The sequence below is a fragment of the Burkholderia sp. Ac-20345 genome (assembly GCF_017104825.1).
In the GTDB taxonomy this organism is placed as follows: domain Bacteria; phylum Pseudomonadota; class Gammaproteobacteria; order Burkholderiales; family Burkholderiaceae; genus Burkholderia; species Burkholderia lata_B.
The window spans coordinates 1-22,713 of record NZ_JAAGPO010000037.1 but is presented as its reverse complement, the minus strand read 5'-3'; the positions used below and the strand labels follow the sequence as shown (position 1 = coordinate 22,713).

At 58.6% G+C, this 22,713-nt stretch carries 15 protein-coding genes and 3 pseudogenes; 16 read left to right on the top strand and 2 right to left on the bottom strand.

The features are described from left to right. Positions 1-317 precede the first annotated feature (317 nt). The 7 genes from G3O06_RS15820 (at position 318) to G3O06_RS15790 (ending at position 8,251) form a co-directional block, all read left to right on the top strand. Entirely contained in the window at positions 318-1,265 is a 948-nt protein-coding gene (locus tag G3O06_RS15820; protein WP_205816688.1) for a hydroxymethylglutaryl-CoA lyase, read from the top strand. Next, positions 1,258-1,731 carry a PaaI family thioesterase gene (locus G3O06_RS15815; RefSeq protein ID WP_205816687.1) on the top strand — a complete coding sequence of 158 codons (474 nt, stop codon included), beginning with the start codon at positions 1,258-1,260 and terminating at the stop codon, positions 1,729-1,731. The genes G3O06_RS15820 and G3O06_RS15815 overlap by 8 nt, the downstream gene beginning before the upstream one ends. A gap of 34 nt (positions 1,732-1,765) precedes the next feature. Next, positions 1,766-3,199: an NAD-dependent succinate-semialdehyde dehydrogenase gene (locus tag G3O06_RS15810; RefSeq protein ID WP_205816686.1), complete on the top strand. Its 1,434-nt coding sequence runs from the start codon at positions 1,766-1,768 to the stop codon at positions 3,197-3,199. Between the two features lie 484 nt (positions 3,200-3,683). Then, positions 3,684-5,042 carry an aminotransferase gene (locus tag G3O06_RS15805; protein ID WP_205816685.1) on the top strand — a complete coding sequence of 453 codons (1,359 nt, stop codon included), beginning with the start codon at positions 3,684-3,686 and terminating at the stop codon, positions 5,040-5,042. A gap of 101 nt (positions 5,043-5,143) precedes the next feature. Continuing rightward, positions 5,144-6,193: an ABC transporter substrate-binding protein gene (locus G3O06_RS15800; protein ID WP_205816684.1), complete on the top strand. Its 1,050-nt coding sequence runs from the start codon at positions 5,144-5,146 to the stop codon at positions 6,191-6,193. A 73-nt stretch (positions 6,194-6,266) separates the two neighbouring features. Continuing rightward, on the top strand, positions 6,267-7,331 hold the full coding sequence (locus tag G3O06_RS15795) for an ABC transporter ATP-binding protein (protein ID WP_205816683.1): 1,065 nt from the start codon (positions 6,267-6,269) through the stop codon (positions 7,329-7,331). Between the two features lie 2 nt (positions 7,332-7,333). Beyond that, positions 7,334-8,251: an ABC transporter permease gene (locus G3O06_RS15790; RefSeq protein WP_205816682.1), complete on the top strand. Its 918-nt coding sequence runs from the start codon at positions 7,334-7,336 to the stop codon at positions 8,249-8,251. Between the two features lie 177 nt (positions 8,252-8,428). On the opposite strand, the gene G3O06_RS49980 is transcribed toward G3O06_RS15790, so the two are convergent. Next, positions 8,429-8,581 (bottom strand): hypothetical protein, encoded by a 153-nt coding sequence (locus tag G3O06_RS49980; protein ID WP_346779532.1) that lies wholly within the window; start codon positions 8,579-8,581, stop codon positions 8,429-8,431. Between G3O06_RS49980 and G3O06_RS15785 the strand changes: the two genes are divergently transcribed. The 7 genes and pseudogenes from G3O06_RS15785 (at position 8,514) to G3O06_RS15755 (ending at position 16,611) form a co-directional block, all read left to right on the top strand. Continuing rightward, complete coding sequence (locus G3O06_RS15785) at positions 8,514-9,083, top strand: ABC transporter permease subunit (protein ID WP_346779531.1); 570 nt, start codon at positions 8,514-8,516, stop codon at positions 9,081-9,083. The genes G3O06_RS49980 and G3O06_RS15785 overlap by 68 nt on opposite strands. 302 nt (positions 9,084-9,385) lie before the next feature. Then, positions 9,386-10,552 carry a porin gene (locus tag G3O06_RS15780; RefSeq protein ID WP_346779529.1) on the top strand — a complete coding sequence of 389 codons (1,167 nt, stop codon included), beginning with the start codon at positions 9,386-9,388 and terminating at the stop codon, positions 10,550-10,552. Between the two features lie 114 nt (positions 10,553-10,666). Then, entirely contained in the window at positions 10,667-13,027 is a 2,361-nt protein-coding gene (locus G3O06_RS49975) for an aminotransferase class III-fold pyridoxal phosphate-dependent enzyme (protein WP_205816680.1), read from the top strand. A 322-nt stretch (positions 13,028-13,349) separates the two neighbouring features. Continuing rightward, the gene (locus G3O06_RS15770) at positions 13,350-13,916 is read left to right on the top strand and encodes a recombinase family protein (RefSeq protein WP_205816679.1); all 567 of its coding nucleotides are present in this window, start codon (positions 13,350-13,352) and stop codon (positions 13,914-13,916) included. A gap of 271 nt (positions 13,917-14,187) precedes the next feature. Next, a pseudogene (locus G3O06_RS49075) lies at positions 14,188-14,670 on the top strand (isochorismatase family protein); the annotation flags it as partial. A gap of 374 nt (positions 14,671-15,044) precedes the next feature. After that, positions 15,045-15,605: a MarR family transcriptional regulator gene (locus tag G3O06_RS15760; protein ID WP_205816677.1), complete on the top strand. Its 561-nt coding sequence runs from the start codon at positions 15,045-15,047 to the stop codon at positions 15,603-15,605. A gap of 721 nt (positions 15,606-16,326) precedes the next feature. Further along, positions 16,327-16,611: a hypothetical protein gene (locus G3O06_RS15755; RefSeq protein WP_205816676.1), complete on the top strand. Its 285-nt coding sequence runs from the start codon at positions 16,327-16,329 to the stop codon at positions 16,609-16,611. Between the two features lie 1,088 nt (positions 16,612-17,699). Here the strand turns inward: G3O06_RS15755 and G3O06_RS15750 are convergent. Further along, positions 17,700-18,161: pseudogene (locus G3O06_RS15750) on the bottom strand (transposase); the annotation flags it as partial. Positions 18,162-20,094: 1,933 nt separating this feature from the next. Here G3O06_RS15750 and G3O06_RS49680 point away from each other — a divergent pair. Together G3O06_RS49680 and G3O06_RS15740 are read left to right on the top strand one after the other, a co-directional pair. Further along, positions 20,095-21,591, top strand: a complete 1,497-nt coding sequence (locus G3O06_RS49680) for a methyl-accepting chemotaxis protein (protein WP_205816675.1) — start codon at positions 20,095-20,097, stop codon at positions 21,589-21,591. A 687-nt stretch (positions 21,592-22,278) separates the two neighbouring features. Continuing rightward, positions 22,279-22,586, top strand: a pseudogene (locus G3O06_RS15740) (transposase); the annotation flags it as partial. Positions 22,587-22,713: the final 127 nt, after the last annotated feature.

Below are 22,713 nucleotides of genomic sequence, written 5' to 3'. Positions count from 1 at the left end.
CGTGATAAAGTCAAATATAAGAGTGACATTGACTCGTGATTTTCTGCGATGCCATGTCAGTATTTACCCTCTGATCTGTGAGCGGATCCGCAAGATGGATTGCGCTGTTGATTGCGCCATAGATGAGAGAATTCACCATATGTGGTTGCATTTATGTGGTTTTATGGGTGAAATTGATGGCCGGTGACGTGTCCGATGTGTGCCTGGACTCACCTCGCTCGATCGGTTTCGAGCTATGAAAATTAGTTGACACTACACCGCATTGCTGATTTGATTCGTGTCCATGTCACATATTTTTGGCGACACGACTGCAAATCATGGCCGATCTGATCCTCTGTGAATGTTTTGCCCGCGACGGGCTTCAACACGAACCCGACTTTGTCGACACGTCTCGCAAGGTAGCGCTGATAGACCAGTTCGCGCGGGCCGGCTTCAAGCGCGTCGAAGCGACGTCGTATTCGAACCCGGCCGTCGTGCCGCAGTTTGCCGATGCGTCCGACGTGCTGCGAGCGCTGCCGCGCATCGACGGCGCCTACTACAAAGCGACGTGCGCGAACGTGCGGGCCGTCGAACGTGCGCTGGCCGATCTCGATACCGGCATCGGTGCAAATGAGATAAGCCTGCTCGTGTCCGCGAGCGACGCACACTCTCAACGCAACCTGAAGCAGTCGCGGGACGACCAGTGGCGGCGCATCGATGCGATGGCCGCCGCTGCAAACGGACGATTCCGGTTGATTGGCACGATTTCGGTCGCGTTCGGTTGCCCGTTCGACGGCGCGATCGCACCGGCATCCGTGCTGCGCGATGTAGAACGGTTTGCACGTGCCGGCGTCATGTACGTCACGCTTGGCGACACGATCGGCGTTGCGACGCAGGCATCGACGCGCGCGCTGTTCGCCGAAATGCTTCGTGAATTTCCGGACGTGCGCACGATCGCGCATTTCCACGATACGCGCGGCACCGGCATCGTCAATTATCTCGCGGCGCTCGAGGCAGGCGTCCGCTACTTCGACGTTGCGATCGGCGGCGTTGGTGGTCATCCGACGAAGGTCAAGTACGGCGGCGGCGTGACCGGCAACGTCTGTACCGAGGATTTCGTCAATGTGCTCGAGACGATGGGCGTTGATACGGGCATCGACCTCGGTGCGCTGATGGACGCATCGCGTGCGTGCGAGGAGATCCTTGGCCGCGAGCTGTCGAGCCGTGTCGCACGCACCGGTTTCCATCCGCAACTTGATGCGCGGCTCCGGCACGTCCATGTCTAATCTTTGCGAAGTGAGCGACGCACACCTGCGGATCGATTCGGCGTTCTGTCTGGATCACGGCTTCGAGCTGATCGGTCACGGTGACGGTTGGGCCGAGATCGCGTGCGAAGTGAGGCCGCGTCACGCGAATCGGCGCGGCAATGTGCATGGCGGGCTGATCGCAGCACTGCTCGACACGTCGATGGGGCTCGCAACGCGTGCGAGCGGCGACGTCGAGAACCTGGGCACGGCGTCGCTGAACGTATCGTATCTGCAACCGGCACGCGGTCGGCTTGTCGCGAGCGGGTCGGTGCTGCGGAACGGCAGGAAGCTCGCATTTTGCGAGGCGACCGTGCGCAATGCGGACGGTGAGATCGTCGCAACCGCGAGCGGCGTGTTTGCCATAACGCACCGCGCGGCGATCTCCTCGTCGACGTCAGATGCCGAGCCGCCGGCAGCTTTCGGAACAGATCGACATCGGCGGTAACACCGATTCCCCACTTCAATCTAGGACTCCTTCCATGTATCAAGATGTGCTGCTGTTTATCGACGGCGCTTGGCGCAATGGCGCGAACGCTCGCACGATTCCGGTGCTGAATCCCGCCACTGAAGCGCAGATCGGCACTGTCGCACGTGCGGAGCGCGAAGATCTCGATGCGGCACTCGATGCCGCACAGCGCGGATTTCGCGTGTGGCGACGCATGAACGCATACGACCGCGCGGCCATCATGCGAAAGGCCGCGCAGCTGCTGCGCGAGCGTGCGACGGACATTGCAAGGCTGATGACGCTTGAACAGGGGAAGCCGCTCGCCGAAGCAAGGGGCGAGGCCATCTCGGCGGCCGACATCATCGACTGGTTCGCTGACGAAGGGCGCCGTGCGTACGGGAAGATGATTCCGTCGCGGATTCCGGGTTCGTATCAGCTCGTGATCAAGGAACCCGTTGGCCCGGTTGCCGCGTTCTCGCCGTGGAATTTCCCGATCAATCAAGTTGTTCGAAAGCTGTCCGCCGGGCTGGCCGCCGGCTGCTCGATCGTCGTGAAGGCGCCAGAAGAAACGCCAGCCTCGCCGGCCGCGCTAATTCGCGCGTTCGCAGACGCGGGCGTGCCCGCCGGCGTGATCAATCTCGTGTACGGCGATCCGGCCGAGATCTCCGAATATTTGATCCCGCATCCGGTGATCCGCAAAGTCTCTTTTACCGGCTCGACGGTGGTTGGCAAGCATCTGGCCATGCTCGCCGGCCAGCACATGAAGAAGGTGACGATGGAACTGGGCGGGCACGGCCCTGTGCTGGTGTTCGAAGACGCGGACATCGAGACGGCCGCGGCGCAGCTCGCGACGTTCAAGCTGCGCAACGCGGGGCAAGTCTGCACGTCGCCGACGCGATTCATCGTACAGCGCGGCGTGTTCGAACGCTTCGCCGACGCGTTTGTCGCAACGCTCGCGAAGGCCCGCGTCGGCGATGGTCTCGCGGAAGACACGACGATGGGGCCGCTCGCGAACGAGCGGCGGCTTCGCGCGCTCGAAGTGCTCGTCGACGACGCGGTATCGAATGGCGCGACGCTGCGCACCGGGGGTAAGCGGATCGGCGAGCGCGGCTACTACTTCGAGCCGACTGTCCTCGTCGATGTCGGCGCGTCGGCCAGAATCATGAGCGAGGAGCCGTTTGGCCCGATCGCCGTGCTGAACGCGTACGACACGATCGACGAGATGATCGCGGAAGCGAACCGTCTACCGTATGGGCTGTGCGCGTTTGCGTACACGCGGTCGGCCCGCACGTCACATCGTGTCGCCGACGAGGTCGAAACCGGAATGATCACGATCAACCAGATCGCAATTGCGTTCCCCGAGGTGCCGTTCGGTGGCGTGAAGGACAGTGGCTACGGTACCGAAGGCGGTGCCGAGGCGCTCGATGCGTACCTGAATCCGAAATACGTGTCGCAATTGGATATCTGAGCAAAGCGGCGCAGCCCGTGCGGAGTCGAAGAGCCTCCGCACGGCATGCGAAGCGATTCGGACCGCTCACAAAATAAACCGAGGATGAGGTGCGGAAATGGACTGGATGGCGGTCATCGGTCCGCCGTTGCTCGCGCTTGGGATCGCGAACCTTTACGTCACCGACGGGCGGCGATGGCCTCATTTGTCAACGACGACGTGAACGCAGCCACGGTCATGATTGGCGCACACCGCGCAGCGTTGCGCCCGAGCCTCAGCGGAGTGTCCGGTGCGAGCGTGATGACGTTGGCGTCCTGCCTCTCGCGTTGGCAAGCCGACCGATGGCAGGCGGTCTCGGCTTGGGGTAAATCATAACGCGAGCCTGATTTTGTTTGTTTGACATGCGTGACAGTGTCACATATTCTGGATTCAACTGATCGGCAGGTTGGCGCCTGGCGGCCCGATACACCGAATTTCACTATTTACTATCAGGTAGACGATCAACATGGAACATATTTCGCTGCGGGATCGTGATGTCGCGTATCAGATCCATCCGCACACCAATTTCGGCGCGCACGAATCCGCCGGCCCGATGGTGATCTCGTCGGGTCGGGGCATATTCGTGATCGATGACACGGGCAACGAATATCTCGAAGGCATGTCAGGCCTGTGGTGCACCAATCTCGGCTTCAGCGAGCCACGCCTCGCGGACGCGGCCGCGCGCCAGTTCGCGCGGCTGCCGTATTACCAGAACTTTGCGAACAAGGCGACCGAGCCGGCGATCATGCTTGCCGAGAATCTGATCCGCCATGCGCCGTCCCCGATGTCGAAAGTGTTATTCCAGAGCTCGGGCTCGGAAGCGAACGATACGGCGATGAAGATTGTCTGGTATTACCACCATGGCATCGGTAAACCCGACAAGCGAAAAATCATCAGCCGCCAGCGGTCATACCACGGCACGTCCATCGCGACGGGCAGTCTGACGGGCCTGCCGCACATCCATCGCGACTTCAATCTGCCTATCCCGGGCGTTGTTCACGTCAGCTGTCCGCATTTTTATCGCGGTGCGGAGCCGGGAGAAACAGAGGATGATTTTGCTGCGCGCCTCGCAGACGAACTCGAACAGACGATTCTGCGCGAAGGTCCGGACACCATTGGCGGTTTCATCGCTGAGCCGGTGATGGGTACGGGTGGCGTCGTCGTTCCGCCGCGCGGCTACTTTGAGCGCATACAGGCAGTGCTGCGCAAATACGACGTGCTGTTCATCGTCGACGAGGTGATCTGTGGGATGGGCCGTACCGGTTACTGGTGGGGCTCGAAAGAATACAGCTTGCAGCCCGATATGCTCGTTAGCGCGAAGGGGTTGTCGTCCGCGTATCTGCCGATTTCGGCGCTGATGATTAACGAGAGGGTGTATGGCGTGATGAAGGAGCAGACCGCAAAGATCGGGCTGTTCGGCCACGGCTATACGTACGGTGGGCATCCGGTCTGTGCGGCGGTCGCGAACGAGGTATTCGACATCTATCGCGAGCGCGACGTGATCGGCCATGCGAGGCGTGTTGGCGACTACTTCCAGCGCAAGCTGAAAGAACGCGGCGAGCATCCGCTCGTCGGCGAGGCGCGCGGGCTCGGGCTGATGGGCGCACTGGAGCTGGTAACCGACAAAGCAACGCGCACGCCCTTTCCGGCGGATCGCAAGATGGCAGCGAGTGTCGCCACGTTCGCGCAGGAAGCGGCGCTGAACGTGCGTCCGCTTGGAGACTCGATCTGCATCGCGCCGCCGGTGATCATCACTGAAGCTGAAATCGATCTGCTGTTCGAGCGTCTTGACGTCGCGCTCGACAAGGCCGCCGCGACACGCTGAACGCGCGGGCGACGCGCGCTTCGGTGCGACGCATCGTATCGCGCGACTGACGGATATCCGGTTACACACACATGCTGAGTGAAGGAGGAGTCATGGTTCAAATGAGTATCGCGTCCCGCCTCGGTGCCGCCGCCATCGCGGCGACGCTTCTGGGAGTCGTTGCGGGCCCCGTCTGCGCGGCGGATTCGGTCACGTTTGCCGGTTACGGCGGCGACTATCAGAAGAATATCGTCAAGGCGCTGATCAAGCCCGCGGCCGACAAGGAAGGACTCGACCTGCGCACCGAGAGCCATGACGGCCTCGCGACGGTCCGTGTGCAAGTCACGTCCGGTCGTCCCGCGTGGGACATTGTGCAACTCGGCGCCGAGGAGTGTGCGACGGGTAGTGCACAGGGGCTTTTCGAGAAGCTCGACTACAAGCTGATCGATACCTCTGGCATTCCTGCCGCCGCGCACGCCGCCGACTGGATCGCGAGCAACTACTATTCGGTCGTGCTCGCCTATCGCACCGACAAGTACAAAAACAACCCGCCGAAAACCTGGGCTGACTTCTGGGACGTGAAGAAATTTCCGGGCAAGCGTGCACTCGCGCTGCAGCCGCAGGAGACGATGGAAGTCGCGCTGCTCGGTGACGGCGTGAGCCCGGACAAGCTCTATCCGCTCGATCAGAAGCGCGCGCTGCAGGCACTCGGCCGGCTGAAGCCGAGCATCGCCGCCTGGTGGACCACGGGCGCGCAGTCAGCACAGTTGCTGCGCGACGGTGAGGTCGATATGGAGGCGATCTGGGGTAGCCGGATCGCGCCCGTGATCCAGTCGGGCGCGCCGGTGAACTTCACGTTCAATCAGGGCCTGCTCGCGTACGCTTGCCTCGCGATTCCGAAGGGTGCGAAGCACGCGGCCGAGGCACGCAAGGTGATTGCGGACGCCGTGGCGCCGTCGATCCAGGCGAACATTCCCGAGGTGTTGCCGTCCTATGGCCCGGTGAATAGCAAGGTGTTCGAAGGGCGGAAATTTTCGCCGGAGGTGCTCGCGAAAGCCAATTCGTCGCCGCAGAACCGCGCGATGCAGGTGCAGATGAACGGCGCATATTGGGGTCAGGACCAGAATCTGCAGAAAGGCAACGAAGCGCTGCGTGCGCTGATCAGTCAATAAGTGTCGCGGAAATGGCGCCGCGCAGCGTCGTGATCTGATGCGCGGCGCCAACGGGATTGGAGCGAGGTGGGATATGGCATCGCAAGTGTCGATCAGGAATGTCTGTAAGACGTACGAGAACTTCACGGCGCTTCGCGACGTGTCACTCGACATCAACGCAGGCGAGTTCGTCACGCTGCTCGGACCGTCCGGTTCGGGCAAGACCACGCTGCTGATGGTGCTCGCGGGCTTCGTGCGCGCGACATCGGGAAGCGTGAAGGTGGGTGGCGACGAACTGCTGCTCAAGCCGCCGCACAAACGCGGGATCGGAATGGTGTTCCAGAACTATGCGCTGTTTCCGCATATGACGGTCGCACAAAACGTTGCGTATCCGCTGCGGCTGCGCAGGATGAGCCGCAACGACATCGCGGAGAAGGTGCGGCACGCGTTGTCGGTCGTGCAGCTCGTGGATCTCGGCGACCGCAACATCGCGCATCTGTCGGGCGGCCAGCGCCAGCGCGTCGCACTCGCGCGTGCGATCGTGTTCGAACCGGACATCATGTTGATGGACGAGCCGCTTTCCGCGCTGGACAAGCAATTGCGCGAGCACATGCAGATCGAGATCCGCCGGCTACACGATCAGCTCGGGATGACGACGATCTACGTGACGCACGACCAGACTGAGGCGCTGACGATGTCGGACCGGATCGCCATCATCAACAAGGGGCAGCTCGCACAGTTCGACACGCCCGATGCAATCTACGAGCGCCCGGTAAGCAAGTTCGTTGCGGACTTCATCGGCGAGACGGCCTTCGTGCCGCTCGACGAGGTGCGCGGTGAATTTTCCGCATTCGGTGCGCCGTTCCGGCCTCTCGCGCCGGTTCCGGATGGCGCCGGGCGTCCATGGCTCGCGCTGCGGCCGGATCGCGCGATCTTGCTTGATGCGCCGGTCGCGCACTTGAATTGCCTGCCGGGTGTGGTCCGGCAGCGCGTGTACCAGGGCGATTCGCACCTTTTCTACGTCGACCTGCCGCAAGGGCATGAAATCATGATCCGGCGCGGGACCGGCGGTGCCGAGGCCGACGCGCGCCGGCTCGAGCCTGGCGACCCGATCACCGTCGGCGTGCGGGCGGAAGATAGCGTAGTGGTCCGGGACTGATCATGAGAAACACTACCGTAGTGATGCGCGAACTCACCGCGCCTGCGGCCGGCGCGACCAACTACGCTGCGCTGTCGCGCAGCCGCGTTGCCGAACAGTTACGCCTCGCCGCGTTGATGGTGCCAGCGCTGCTGATCGTAATCATCGTGCTGATCACGCCGATTCTCCTGCTGGGCTGGCAATCTCTGTTTGACATGTCCGGCATCCTGACGCTGTCGAACTACACGCGATTGCTGACGCCCGTTTATCGCAACGCATTCATTTCGACGTTTGAAATGTCGGCGCTCGTGACGGTGCTAGTACTGCTGCTCGGCTATCCGCTCGCGTACATGCTGTCGCAACTGCCGTCGCGGGTCGCTTCGATCTGCATGGTATTTGTCGTGCTGCCGTTCTGGACGTCGACCCTCGTACGGACCTACGCGTGGATGGTGCTGCTGCAGCGCAACGGCCTGATCAATACGTGGCTGACCGGAATGGGCGTGATCGACCATCCGCTTCAGCTGGTGAACAACCTCACTGGTACGGCGATCGGGATGACGCACGTGATGCTTCCGTGCCTTGTGCTGCCACTGTATAGCGCGATGAAGGCGATCGATCCGGTCTACATGCGCGCTGCAGCGAACTGCGGCGCGACGCCGGTGCAGGCGTTCTGGCAGGCGTATTTCCCGATGACGATACCCGGCTTGTCGGCCGGCATTGTGATCGTGTTCGTCCTCTGCCTTGGCTTCTACGTGACGCCCGCGTTGCTCGGCGGCGGCCATGTGAACATGCTGTCGATGCAGATCCAGTCGGATGTCGCGATGTCCGGGAATCCCGGCGCGGCAAGCGCGCTCGGCATCGTGCTGGTGATCTTGACGATGATCGTGCTGGCCGCAATGGGGCGCCTGTTCGGCCTCGAAAAGATGTACGGAGGGAAATGAGATGTTCGGATATGCAACTGATACGCAGATCACGCACGGGCAGCGTATCTGGCTCTATGTATTCTGCGCTGTGGTAATGCTGTTCTTGATCGTGCCATGCGCGATCGTCGTGCCGATGTCATTCTCGGACGCGAGCTATCTCGAGTTCCCGCCGCGCGTATGGGGCCTGCGATGGTATCACGCGTATTTCTCGTCCGACGAATGGCGCGCGGCGACCGGCGTGTCTCTGCGCGTCGCGTTGTCCAGCACGCTCGCGGCCGTCATTGCCGGCACCGCGGCTGCGTATGCGCTGCGCGCGATCGAGAGCAGGTGGACACGCGTACTGCGCACGATACTGATGCTGCCGATGATGGTGCCGCTGATTCTCGTCGCGATCGGTACGTTTTTCATTTACGTCCGTGCCGATCTGAACAACACGATACTCGGCCTCGTGATCGCACATACGATGCTCGCGCTGCCGTTCGTCGTGATCTCGGTCAATGGTGGACTTGAAACGTACGACGAAAATCAGGAGCTGGTCGCGCGCAGCCTTGGCGCATCGCGGCTGACCGCCTTCTACACGGTTACGCTACCGCAAATCCGCTTGTCGATTTTCTCGGCCGCGTTCTTCGCGTTCATGACATCGTTCGACGAGGTCGTCGTCGCGCTGTTCGTATCCGGCGGCGACAACGCGACCCTCACTCGACTGATGTTTGAGGATATTCGCGATCAGCTAGATCCGACGATCACCGCAATTTCGACGCTCCTCATCTCCGTTTCCGTTATTTCATTGCTCGTGTTGCAATGGATTTCCGGTTCGAGACGCAAACGTATGGTGGGGAAAGTCGTCTGAATCGGCATCAGGTGCCTGGTGCAATGCCGGCCAATTCCATCCGCGGAAAATTGAAATGTTCAGATTCCGTCGCGCCTAACTAAGGCAGTGAAAGAAGTTCTGCTCGCAATCGTCGAGGACCTTACGCATTAGGCGAGATTCATGCTCAATCAGGAAAAGTATGTTTCGCGTTGTGCGAAGCTTGAAAGCAATTCCATTAAATTAGTACTCCGTAATTATATGGTGATACCTATATCTCATTAACATATGCAGTATAACTAACTGAAAATTATTCCAGTCCACATAAGACTATGGAGGTTGATGTGAAGAGATCTGTTTTAATGGCTTGTGCCATGTTCTCCTGCACTGGCATTGTGCATGCGCAAAATAGCGTCACGCTGTACGGTCTCATTGATGAAGGCCTTGACTTCACGAGCAATGTGGGCGGAAACAGGCTCTACAGCTTGTCGAGCGGCGACGTGCAGGGGAGCCGTTGGGGGCTGAGGGGATCAGAAGATCTCGGCGGTGGCCTTTCCGCAATCTTCAAGCTGGAATCCGGATTCAACCTGAACAATGGAAAGCTCGGTCAGCAGGGGCGCGGGTTCGGACGGCAAGCCTATGTCGGCATTTCGAGTTCGACGTTCGGCGCGCTGACGTTGGGTCGGCAATACGATGCCGTTGACGACTATCTGGCGTCGCTGACGGCGAACGGCAACTGGGGCGGCGGGCTTTTCACGCATCCCTATGACAACGACAACACTGATTTCACGTTCAGGCTCAACAACGCCATCAAGTACACGAGCGTCGATTATGGCGGATTTTCGTTTGGTGGCGTCTATGCGATGAGCAACGCGTCAAACTTCGGCTCAGATCGAGCCGTCAGTGTTGGAGCCCAGTATGTCCGTGGCCCGATCAGCATTGCTGCCGCGTATCTTAGCGTCGATCACCCGAATGGGAGCAGCGCCGGGGCTGTTTCGAACGGGCCGAACGGCAATCCTGACGGAAGCTGGACCGCAGCGAAGCAACGCGTGCTCGGGGCAGGGATTGCCTATACGATCGGAAGTGCAACGCTGGGCTTCGTGTACACGAACACGTACCTCTCCCAACCGACGTCTACCATCTATGCGAACCTGAGCCAGAGCCCGACACTGGGCGCTGCCTCGTCGATCAGGTTCAACAACTTTGAGGTCAACGCCAAGTATCAAGTCAACCCGTCTTTTTGGCTCGGCGGAATGTACACGTTTACTCAAGCTACCTATAACGGGACGTCCGGCAGCGGGAAGCCAAAATATCACCAGTTCGGTTTGATGGCGGACTATAACCTCTCGAAGCGGACCGACGTTTACGTCCAGGGTGCATATGTCAAGGTCGCCAATTCCTCCAGTGTCGCGGGGACGGGGCTCGATGTTGCCGCCAATCCCCAGGCTGACGGGCCATCCTCGACCAGCAATCAGGTGATGGCCCGCATTGGTATTCGCCACAAGTTCTGAGTGCGTATGCGCGCTTCGGCGCGCCTCTCGCTAGATAGCGCCTGGAGTATGGTGCCGGGGACGGTCGATGTTCTCCGGTTGCCTCTGATCGTCCCAATCGATTGAGAAACGCTCATGGTTGACAAGCTTGACACCTTCGCGAATCTGCTGGCGGTCACCCCTCCGAACCTGACACAGCGGGATATTGCTGACCTGCTGCGGCAGCAATACGGGCTCGTCGGTAATATTCGGCAACTTAGTGGCGAGCGCGATCAGAATGTCGTAATCGAGACGGAGAACGCTCAGTGCTTCGTACTAAAAATCGCCAACCCGGCCGAGAAGGACGTTAGCTTGGCCTTCCAGGCTTCCGCGCTGGAGCACATCGCGCGAAGGGCTCCGTCATTGCCAGTACCTCGTATCGTTCCGTCGCTCGACGGCGAGCCGATCGTGTCCTTCGATACAGCAAACGGACGCGTACTGGTGCGTTTGTTGACCTACCTGCCGGGCGAACCCGCCTTCCTGGTCCGTCCGACGCCGCTTTTCCGGCGCCGGCTGGGCGAGCTTGCCGCTCGCCTCGATCTCGCCCTCGGTGACTTCGAGCATCCCGGGGCGCACGAACGCCTTATCTGGGATCTGCAGTACGCGGACGGACTGAGGTCCTGCATCGGCTTTATCGTCGATCCAGCCAGGCGCGCGCTGGCGGAGCACGTGCTCGAACGCTTCGAATTGCATGTTTTACCACTTCTGCCATCCTTGCGCCGGCAAGTCATTCATAACGATCTGAACCAGCACAACGTGGTCCGTGGCCAGGCCACGGCAGAAATCAGCGGTATTGTCGATTTCGGCGACATGGTGCATACATGCGTCGTCAACGAACTTGCCATCGCAATCGCACATCAACTCTACCGTGAGCAAGACGTCCTGGCAGTTGCTACTCAGATTGTTGAGGGCTATGCGTCTGTTTCGCCGCTCGTGGGTAGCGAAATCGCGGCTCTTTTCATTCTCGTTCAGATGCGGCTTGCAGCTCGCGAGATCATTGCCAGCTGGCGCGCAGCGGCAAACAGTGCGACACCTGGCTATCGCGCCGATATTTCGATGCTGGGTTGGGAGGCGTTGGAGCGCTGGAGCAAGCTTGATCCGGAACAAGCGACCGCACGACTTGAAGTGGCTGCGAGAGTTGCACCCGCGAAGGGAGGGAGCAACGATGTGGCAGACGAGACGTATGCAACGCTGATGCGCAGACGCTCCGCATTTCTCGGGCCGATTTACAAGCAGTTTTATGAACGGCCATTCTTTCCAGTGCGGGGAGAAGGCGTTTGGATCAGCGACTACAAGGGGAAGCAGTATCTCGATGCCTACAACAACGTGCCACACGTTGGCCATTGCCATCCGCATGTCGTCGAAGCGGCAACTCGCCAGCTGAGTACGTTCAATTCCAATACGCGATATCCCAGTGACCTGATCGTTGACTACGCGGAGCGCCTGGCTGCGACGATGCCTGATCCACTTAAGGTCTGCATGTTCGTTTGCTCCGGGACCGAAGCCAACGAACTCGCTTGGCGGATTGCGCGAGCAAATTCAGGGGGAAGCGGTGCGCTCGTGACACGTTCTGCGTTTCACGGCAACTCCACGATCATTGGTGCTCTCGACACCAGCACCCTTGCGGAACAAAACCTAGAGCCGTGGGTATCGACCGTACCAGCGCCGCAATTTCCCGGCGCGCGAACAGACCGTGAAAAGCCAGACGTCGAGAGCTATGCGCGTGCCTACGAGAGCTCGATCGATGCGCTTAGTGCGCGTGGTCACACCCCAGCGGCGCTCTTTGTCTGTCCGGTCTTTGCCAGCGACGGCCTCTATTCCGCTCCGTCCGGCTTTCTGGAGCATGCGATGTCCACGGTTCGTCGGGCGGGCGGCGTAGTCATCGCGGACGAAGTGCAAACCGCCCTCGGACGTACCGGAACCCACTTCTGGGGCTTCCAGCACGCCGGCATCGTACCCGACATCGTCACCATGGCGAAGCCGATGGGCAACGGACTCCCGCTTGCCGTCGTCATCACCAGCCGTGAACTCGTGGAAGGTTTTCTGCGACAGGAGCGCTATTTCAATACGTTCGGTGGTAACCAAGTGGTTGCCGCCGCAGGTATGGCCGTACTGGACGTACTGGAAAAAGAGCACTTACAGGCTAACGCGCTCGATGTAGGTGCCTATTTGCGGGAACGCATCACCGGCCTGATGCCTCGGCATACGGCTATTGGCGATGTTCGCGGCACAGGCCTTTTCGTTGGCGTCGAGATTGTCGCTAACCGGGAGGGAGATGAGCCGGACCCGACCAAGGCCAGGGCCGTCATCGAGGGGCTGTTGCAGCGGGGGGTTCTGGTTGGTATCACTGGGCCGGGCCGCAATCTGCTGAAAATCCGTCCGCCAATGGTCTTTACTCGGAAACATGCCGACTTCTTGTTGAATGCTCTCGACGAGACACTGACTGCCGTGGGATAAGTCCGGTGTGAGAAATTGCCCTTTTCGAGGTAATCGCCCAATCGTGAAAAAATGGCACTTTGGTCGAGCAAAGGATTATTGATCGATTGGGTTTCATTCTCGTAGAGTCTGATGCCATGCCGTCGCGGAGCCTTGCTGAGAGTGCCGCGGCCGGCGACCACCGCCAGATTTTTCAGATTTCGGACGATTGCCGCCTGGTCAGGTCAACATCCTTTCGGGATCCACTTTTTCACCGAAAGTGCAGGACGTCGTCGTGACGATCGGATGTGCCGTGTCGAATCGCACTGTCATTCGAAGTAGGAAATACAATATTTGGACCGCAATGAAGTTTGGCTATGCTCGGGTGTCAACGGATGAGCAACATCTGGATTTACAGTTGCAAGCCTTACGGGCTCACGGCTGTCAATTTATCTATTCAGACAGAGGCGTATCGGGGGTGACGTTTGATCGGCCTGGTTTGAAGGAAGCACTCGATGCTCTGGTGTCCGGCACGACCTTGGTGGTTTGGCGTCTCGATCGATTAGGGCGATCGCTCACGCAATTGGCCGATCTCATTGAAACGCTGAATGACAGACAGGTTCGTGTCGTATCGCTCACGGAGCACCTTGACACGGGCTCAAGCAGCGGACGATTTGTCTTCCACATGCTGAGCGCACTTGCCGAATTCGAGCGTGACATCATCAGCGAACGTACGCGGGCGGGAATGGCAGCCGCTCGGGATAAAGGACAGCACGTCGGACGGCCTGCCGCCTTGGCGGTATCACGGATCGAGGAGGCAAGGGCATTACTCCAGACCCAGCCTGCAGAATCCGTAGCGCGAGCGTTGAATGTCCATCGAACAACGCTGTGGCGTTATGTTAAAAAGGCCTGCGACAAGCAAGCGGCATGATGGGCGTTGTTCTCAGTCAGCATTCGATGACCCTCGGAATGACCTACCTGAAGCGCGGAAATGCCAAGCCGCCTAGCTCCATGTTCGATTCGCCACGGTTATGATTGGATGACTGACTCGTAAGGAATAAGTTGGTTTTCCTGATAGTTTTCGTGTGGAACGGGCACGAATGGCCTGCCATCGATCGCTCGTGTATGTTCGTGCAGCCCACGTGTCGATCCGAAACCGGCTCGGCGCAGTTGGGATACGCGAGCACACGAGAAGGAAAGTCATGGCCAGCGAGTCTATCCGCGATCGGAAGAAAGACTACTCGCTCACCCCGCAAAATGCTGCATCCATCGTCATCGACTATCAGCAGCCTCGGGTGAATATTGCCGCTTCGATGAGTGGGCAACTCCTCGTCAACAAGATTGTCGATGCGGCGAAGGCCGCCATTGTCTCTGGTTCGCCGATCGTCTATTCCACGGACAACGTGAAGAGCGGCCTCAACCAGCCACCGATTCCGTAGATGAGAAAGGTACTGGATTAGTACCTCATCTATGACCGTACGACGGTCAATGCGTGGAAGGACGTCGAATTTTTCTAGGCAGTTGAGGTCACGGGGCGCAAGAAGCTCATCATGCCGGGGTTGTGGACTGAAGTCTTGTTTTCCCCGCGCGTGATGCGTTGGAACAGGGTCGCGAAGTCTAATGTTGTCGCAGATGCGGTCGATCGCACGACGGTTCCGGCACATGACATTCCGTTGCGGTGCGTTGGACGGGAAACAGGGACCGGTCGCGCGCAGCCCGAGCATATCGCGGCTGACCGCTCTCCTTATTAGCACGATGCCGCAGATCCAGCTGGCCGATCTGCTTGGCGGCTCTCTTCGGGCTCCTGTTGCTCCCAAGATCCGACGTGTCCTACATTCCCGGGTCGCTTCACCTCGATCTCGACGCTGTTGATTTCCATTTCAGTGATCTCACCGATCGGGCTGAATTGGGGATCGGTGGGAAGCGTATGACGCGTGCGGCATAGAAAGCGTCAACGTGAGTCTCGGCAGACAGGAGCTGCGGCGCCGCTCTGGTAGACTGTGTGACAATGTCATGCAATACGTCTTGCGACGGTGCAGCCAGTCATGCGGGAGCAAACATGAATACATTGGGGAAGAAAGGAATGCGGCGGAAGGCCGACGCGAGCGTCGTCGCGTTGCGAGATTTGCGCGATCTGGTGTCATTCCAGTTGCGTCAGCTGACTAACATCTATACGAAAGGATCGTCGAGTGCATATGAGCGTCGGTTTAATCTGACCATGAACGAATGGCGCTGCATCGCCCTGTTGCACGGGAAACGCGGCATGTCAATGAATCGTCTCGCCGAGCACGCACAGTTCGATCGCGGTTTGACGAGTCGCACCGTGCGCGGGCTTGAGGAGCGAGGATTGCTTGCACGCGAGGCAGACGTGAACGACGGGCGTGGTGTCGTGATCACGTTGACCGCCGAAGGTCGGACACTGGTCGCACTGGTGTTCCCGGTCGCGGAAGAGCGAAACGCCCGGCTGCTGTCCTGCTTGACGAAAGCGGAGCGCGATATGTTGCCGGGCATAGTTGAGAAGCTCACACATCAGGCGCGCGTCATGCTCGATCAAGAGCGAGAGGAGGCCGGCACGTCGGAACAGCATAGCAGCGATGAGCGTGAACGGCTGTCCGACTAAGTATTGCCTTCCGTCGGCGGTTCAACGGTCGCCCCACAGACAGGGGCGCCGATTCTCGGTCCGTCGCGACGCGCGTCCCATTTTCCTGAGCGATCGATTCATCGGATCGGGTCGCGGTCTCCCGGTGGTATCAATTCGTTTTGCCGATGTAGACCGGTTATACCTCAGCTAGGCTTGAGACTAGGGCGCAGGCATCCATTTTCTGCCGCCATTGCCACGACTACCCGTGAGAAAAGCGGGGCCATAGACCTTGCCGAGAACTTCGAATCTGCGACACGTACGTTGGCTTTCGCAATTGTCTGGCGGCTATTTTCCGGTTGCGCTGCACAGTCCATTTTTCGCGCTGGCGTGCGTACTATGGACCATTGGCGGCTGGCGTACCTCGGACTTCGGCACTTTCCGCACGAGCTGACCGAATTTGAGCTCAACACTATCGTCACGATTTCCGCCCGTGAGCGCGCACTGATCGATGGGTGGCGCTCTCGCCTCTATCGCCTAGCGGTCGCTCGATTGCACCGTACTGAAGTTCTTCCAGGAGTGGCAGGATGTCCAGGTCCGGCTGGCGGAGGCACCGGTTGCCCTTCCTCAAGCGCTTCAGCGTGGGGTGCTGGAGTTCGTGGTGGCGTAGGTCGAGCGGAGTATGGGTGAGCTGCGAGCGGACCTCTAAATCGCGAACCAAGCCAATGTTGATTTCATCCTCAAATCCGCGTGACAAGTGGCGATGGTCGAGAATTTGTCGCTCTCGCTCGACACTGCTTGCGCAGAAAAGGCAGAGCTTTCCGGGCGACTCGCACGGGTGGAAGCGGAGCGCAATGAAGCCCGCCATGATGCGACGGCCGAGCGTGCGGCAGCAGAAGCCGCACGGTCCGACCTGGCGAAGGGGTTGCTTCGACTCGAGGCAGTGCCACGTTTGGAGGAGGGCCTCAAAAGCGTGCGGGACGTCCTGGCAGACGAGCGCGCCGCACGCGTGAAAGCCAAACAAGCATCGGCAGTTGCCGCTACCTAATCGGACGCGGCGCGCGACGCGCAACAAGTACTCGAACGCAACCTCGAAGAGACGCGTCAGCACTGGCGCGAGAGAGAGGCTGAACTGGTCGAAGTAAGAGCTGAGCTGAAGGAGGCGCGCGCTGTGGCCGAGCTTCTGCAGAGTGAGCAAAGTGCTGCACTCAACCGGCCGCGGGCACACTGGTTGTTGAACGCGCCGCGAGTCGGCAGGCAGTCAACAAATGGAAGGAAGAAGCCCGTTATATCCGCTCTTCGGTTCAACGCCGGCCGTCAGCAGAATTCCACAGCACGGGCGGCGGCACGCTTATACGCTGCCGCGTGGAAATCCTGCAGATCGAAAGCTCGGCTATATGTGTCTAAGGGGCAGATGGCCGCTGCCTCAACAAGAAATCGAGCTGGCGCAAAACGATCTGGATCGGTCGCGGAGCGACGCACCCAGCCGTGCTTCGCCCACGCCTCAACTATTCCTCTATCTGCGAGCAGCCTGGTGAACGCATCGACCCGCTCGAGGAAGCAGGCCCGCGCGCTTTCGTCGGTGAAAACTTCGGTGGCTAGGCTCGCAGCAGTCAAAGCGCCGGGGATTGGATCACCGGAAAGGCGCGGGAGCGGAGCCTATCGAAACGTGGCGCTGAACGCATGATCACACGAGCGGCGCCGCCGGTACCCAACTAAACAAGTACAACGCACGGCTGGTCGCCGAGTCTGGCGCGGCCGGCAAAAGCCTGCGAGAAGCGCGGGTCCACGGTGAGAAGATACAGGAGGCGCTCGACCGGAAGCTTGTCGACCACGTTCGCGCCGAAACCGAACGGGATGCGATACGCACAACGGTGCGGGGGAGCTGGAAAGCGCGCGTACGGCGCTCGGCGCAGCGACGGGGGAGCGGACGAAGCTGGCTGCGCAGTCGATGCCCATCTGTTGATGTTGGCCGACTACCGGACACGCTTGGGTCTTGGCGGCGCGGCCGGCTGAAACGCCAGATTTCGCATCCAAAGGACATGGTTTGCGAAATCCGCATCTTGCTAGGCCATTGAATTTTCGTGAAATTTAGTGGGGAACCACCAGATTTTGCACGAAAATAACGATTATTCCATATAGTAATCCGCACAATTGGTTGACCTGCATGACTCGGATCCGAACCAATTGCTGGCGCATCCGGTGCAGCGCAAGCCTTTCTCGTTGGTCCGCCGATTTGACGACGACAAACCGCATGCCCGGGCACTGGGACGCCCCCCAAATTGCGGCCGCGTCCGCGGCGTCGTTCTTGTTCGATTTTGCGAACGGACGCACAAACTGAGCAGCAATGTGTCTGACTTCGAGTCAGAGCGCCGCAAGTTGCCGGGCCCAGTAATGGGCGCTACCGCAAGCCTCCATTACGACCCGGGCTTCAGGCCGGTTCGCGAAGAACAACAGCATCTGGACGCGCTTGAGCACCTTGCTGTGAATCGTGCCGTTCGGATCGACAAAGTGAATCTGGAAAACGCGCCTAGCCACGTTGTGGCGATCGTCGTGGGCTCCATGAGTCTCTCCTTTACGGAAGCGCGGACAAGGCACTGTCGCACATCCGTACCTGAAGCCCCGAAGCCTGATCAGGCGTTGGAACGGCCGCTGTGGCGGGAGGCGACCATTCCATCGAAAGGAGCTACATGGGATATGGTTTGCCACTTTTAATTATGGTCGTAAAAATTATTCGGATTATTCTGTATTTGGTGTAGGTTAATCCTTATAGGATTAGTGAGGTTTCCCCTTTAGGTCGGGTGATTCGATATTTGCAACATTAGTTGTGGACATATCACAATATTTAACAGTATGATGGTCGCGCAGTGGATCATTGGTGCATGTTGGATGGTGATGACCTTGTAAGGATGGTTATATTTTTGCACGCGCCGACCTGTTGCGATTTTTCTATTTAAATATATTCGTAACGTCATTTTCGAGAAATTTAATATGCATGCGCTTCCTTGGTCGCGCGGCATATCGATGTATAAAAATGGCATTGATAAACTACAGGTGTAAGTCAACCTGTCTGATAAGAGTATTTTGGCATGTGTTTCGACTGCCTGGGCTTGAGGTAGACTCTTAATGCGGTGGGTCAGAGCGATATAAGGAATGTGCGGAAACTTGACCGTCTCGGGTGCTTGTTGGAATTGGGCAGTTGAGTAAGCGGGGGCGCATGTCGCATAGCTCATCGAGTATGCCGATGCTTAATCTTTCGGCTATCGATCTACCTTTCACAAGTTGGCAGCCCTTACTGAGGTTGGGTGCGGATTAATCTGTGAGTGAACATACTCAGGCATAGCTGCGGCTTGAGAGCGCGGCAGCAGGATTGGCGGCTCAAAAGCGGTGCGCGACGACCGCCGGACAGAGGTTCAAAACCTTTTACTTGATTATTCGTCAGACTGAATTACCAAAAATTGAGTGTGCCCCGGTCAACGCGTGCTGACAGGGCGTTCTTAGGTGCCGGGTCGAGTTCGTACGCATGTAAGACAACTGCACCCCACGAAAAACGAAGCAGCAAATTTAGGGCCTTGCTCCCGTTTGTCGCTTCCGCGACGAATCGGATGTCCGTTGCCGTTGTCAGGATTTGCTTGATTCCGCCTTGAACAACGGCATGTTCGTTTGGCAATCAGTGTCCCAATCCTAGAAAGATTTCCGCTTGGTGGCGAGGGGCGACGGGCAGCGGTTCGCTTGTCAAGTGCGTGCTGGATGGTGGGCAACGATCGTGAGCAATATCGGATCCCGAGATATTGCAGGAAAAATGAGACTCACGAAATAAGTCGCTTTGAACGGTGCGCAATACAACAAGAAGACATGCATTAATCGAATTCCCGTCGTCGCCACGGCGATTATAATATTGCGTCTTAATTGTTGTGGCCGCGTTGTATGATAAAAAGAAAAATTATGGCAATTGTATTGCTAAAAAATTGAGGTTTATGTGATGAAGAGGCGTGTGTGGCTGTTTGCGGTTGCAGCAGCCGTGGTATGTGGTGGGATCGCGGTTTTCATTTATCTCCGAGATGGAGCGAATGACCTTGCTTCAGCCGTTGTGATTCCAGTCGCGCTGTGGATATCTGTTGGTATTGCTCTCATATTTTATAGTCATTGCATTGATTAACCTCCATTCAATTCGCGGCTGGGTGAGCGACCACCGTCCGAACACGAATTGACAACGAACGCCATTTTTTAAATCCGGACATCGACATCGCGGGCAACAACAAGGCGTACGGTACTGGATATGGGAGTGGCTGGTCACATACACCACTCGAATCGCATGGCGTCATTCGCATCATCGATGCTTGGCTGTTGACACCTCGCTCTTCGCACGCGATTGCCAGCCATAAATCGAAACAGAAGGGGAGGTCACGGGCCAGCTTACTACCATCGGTCCCGACTTGACTCAAGATGAAAATAGCTTGTTCCGCTAACCAGATTATTTGCTGAATAGACTTGTTCGGCTGAAAACATCGACGTTTCGCTACGACCTACCATGTCAATTAAGTTAAAACTCCGGATTTTGATGCTTGTCACATTGTTCGTCATCGGTGGCGGTATTGTTGTGACATTGTTTGGATTTCACTGGGTCAACGCTGCGCAGTCGGCCTCGCATCGCGGGGAGGCGCAGGTGCGCGGTCTGACGGAAATCAAGGCAAGCGCGCTGTCCACGGTCGAGCTTGATCCAGGTTCAGAGGATACCAAAAAGATCTTTTCCGACGCGGAACGGAACATCGACAAATGGGCGGGGATCATCGATCCGCTGTTCGAGTCCCGCGATCAACAAGCGAGGCTTAGGGCACTGCGCGTGCAATGGAATGCGTACGACCGGAAGTCACGTCAGCTGATCGATCTGGCCACCCGGGATCCGAAGGCGGCCAACGATCAGGTCGCCTCGCTTTACCATTCCGACTTTCAGCCACTTAGTGCGTCGATCGAGGCGACCATCACGGAAATAGGAAGCCGGAGCCAGCAAGCCACGGAACTCGCCGACCGCATCAGCACAAATGCAGTCAGCACGGTGATAACAGTGTTGGTGGTAGCGATGGCGATCGTAGTGGGATGGATTCTCTTGCTGTCCCGTTCGATCCAGCAAGCGCTCGGCGGCATCCAAGGGACGTTGCAGCAAGCGAGTAAATCACTCGATCTGACAAGTCGCGCATCAGTTCAGGGTAAGGACGAAATCAGCCAGACGGCTGTGGCCTTCAACCACCTGATGACCCGGATCGAGGAGGTCATGAGCGCTGTAAGGGACTCGGTGGAATCGGTGAGCACGGCCTCGAAGCAGATCGCCGCGGGCAATCTCGACCTTTCGAGCCGCACTGAAGAACAGGCCGCTTCGCTTCAAGAGACAGCCTCGAGCATGGAAGAGTTGACCGGCACGGTGCGACAAAACACAGAGAATGCCCAGCAGGCCAATGGGCTGGCGCAGTCATCCGCCGCAATCGCGGTACGGGGCGGAGACGTGGTGGACGAGGTGGTCGCGACGATGGGAGAAATCAACGCCAGCGCGGCGAAGATAGCCGACATCATCGGCGTGATCGACGGGATCGCGTTTCAGACTAATATTCTCGCACTCAATGCCGCAGTGGAAGCCGCTCGCGCAGGCGAACATGGCCGGGGTTTCGCGGTGGTGGCCACCGAGGTGCGCACGCTCGCACAACGCTCGGCCGCGGCGGCGAAGGAAATCAAAACGCTGATCGAAAATTCGGTGAGCAAAGTCGAAGCAGGGACGAAGCTGGTCGCCCGGGCCGGCGGCACCATGTCGGAGGTGGTGACCAGCATCAAACGGGTGACTGACATAATGGGTGAGATCGCAGCGGCCTCCGACGAGCAGAGTAAGGGGATCGATCAGGTCGGAGAGGCGGTCACGCAAATGGACGCAGTCACCCAGCAGAATGCGGCACTGGTGGAACAGGCTGCAGCAGCGGCACAGTCGCTGGACGATCAAGCGAAAAACCTGCACACAGCGGTTAGCGTTTTCAAGCTATAGGGAAACGCTGCACGTCCTGATGTGCTTGCAATGAATCGTCGAGCCAGACAGCATTTGAGATATGAGACAAACCGATCTTGGACTGAACCTGTCTACGAAGCGTACCCGCAAGCGCGAATTCATAGAAGGGTAGCGGTGACGCAGCAATGCTCGTCGTTTCCTTCGACAGCGTATTCGATGGATGTGCCGGGGACGACAGCGAGATTCGGCTTCCGCCTTCCATGCTTGATCAGATACCGGCGATGCTGCTGTAGGCGTACTCGGAAAATGCATGCCGCTTTACGGTACTGCTATGAAGGTTGCGACTTGCTTCGCGCTAGCGGTTGCAGGAGTTGCTGCGCTCGCCTATGCATGGGATGTGGGCCATCGGTCAAAGGCAGACGAGTGCGTGAACAGTACGTCACCGGATGGGAAATATGTCGCAGCGCGATGCCTAGTCCAGTAGAGAGGCGGCGAAGCCCCCGACTATGTCGGCAGAGTGTACGACGCCAAGTCGGCCAACTCCTGGTGGGCCGATCCTTCGGCACGCCAGTGCCGGAATTGTCCTGATGGAAGAACACGGTTTCGTTTTCCCGAGGTGGTGACGAGGCGTCGCTCGTAAGAGGTGGCCGCGCAAATTCGGACAGTCGGATAAGTGGTTTGGCCGGGGCCTGAGCCGGCGATAATGCTGGCAAAGGAACCGAGGAAATGACGAAGAGAACCCGACGGACGCACTCAGCGGCGTTCAAAGCGAAGGTGGCGCTTGCAGCGGTCAAAGGCGAGCGGACGCTGGCCGAACTGGCGCAGCAGTTTGATGTGCACCCGAACCAAATCACGGAGTGGAAGCGGCAGTTGCAGGAGCGCGCGGCAGACGTGTTTGGCGCGGCAGGCGCGTCGTCGAGCGAGCCGCCAGTGGATGTGAAAACGCTGCACGCGAAAATTGGCCAGTTGACGCTGGAGAATGATTTTTTAAGCGGCGCGCTCACCAAGTCGGGATTGCTGAGCGCAAAGCGATGAGAGGTGGCCGCGCAAATTCGGACAGTCGGATAAGTGGTTTGGCCGGGGCCTGAGCCGGCGATAATGCTGGCAAAGGAACCGAGGAAATGACGAAGAGAACCCGACGGACGCACTCAGCGGCGTTCA

Coding starts and splice junctions, on each gene's coding strand:
- G3O06_RS15795 (WP_205816683.1), top strand. CDS start 6,267: ATGGCATCGCAAGTGTCGATCAGGAATGTCTGTAAGACGTACGAGAAC.
- G3O06_RS15760 (WP_205816677.1), top strand. CDS start 15,045: ATGAATACATTGGGGAAGAAAGGAATGCGGCGGAAGGCCGACGCGAGC.
- G3O06_RS15755 (WP_205816676.1), top strand. CDS start 16,327: ATGGTCGAGAATTTGTCGCTCTCGCTCGACACTGCTTGCGCAGAAAAG.
- G3O06_RS15815 (WP_205816687.1), top strand. CDS start 1,258: ATGTCTAATCTTTGCGAAGTGAGCGACGCACACCTGCGGATCGATTCG.
- G3O06_RS15800 (WP_205816684.1), top strand. CDS start 5,144: ATGAGTATCGCGTCCCGCCTCGGTGCCGCCGCCATCGCGGCGACGCTT.
- G3O06_RS49680 (WP_205816675.1), top strand. CDS start 20,095: ATGTCAATTAAGTTAAAACTCCGGATTTTGATGCTTGTCACATTGTTC.
- G3O06_RS15770 (WP_205816679.1), top strand. CDS start 13,350: ATGAAGTTTGGCTATGCTCGGGTGTCAACGGATGAGCAACATCTGGAT.
- G3O06_RS15810 (WP_205816686.1), top strand. CDS start 1,766: ATGTATCAAGATGTGCTGCTGTTTATCGACGGCGCTTGGCGCAATGGC.
- G3O06_RS49975 (WP_205816680.1), top strand. CDS start 10,667: ATGGTTGACAAGCTTGACACCTTCGCGAATCTGCTGGCGGTCACCCCT.
- G3O06_RS15790 (WP_205816682.1), top strand. CDS start 7,334: ATGAGAAACACTACCGTAGTGATGCGCGAACTCACCGCGCCTGCGGCC.
- G3O06_RS15805 (WP_205816685.1), top strand. CDS start 3,684: ATGGAACATATTTCGCTGCGGGATCGTGATGTCGCGTATCAGATCCAT.
- G3O06_RS15820 (WP_205816688.1), top strand. CDS start 318: ATGGCCGATCTGATCCTCTGTGAATGTTTTGCCCGCGACGGGCTTCAA.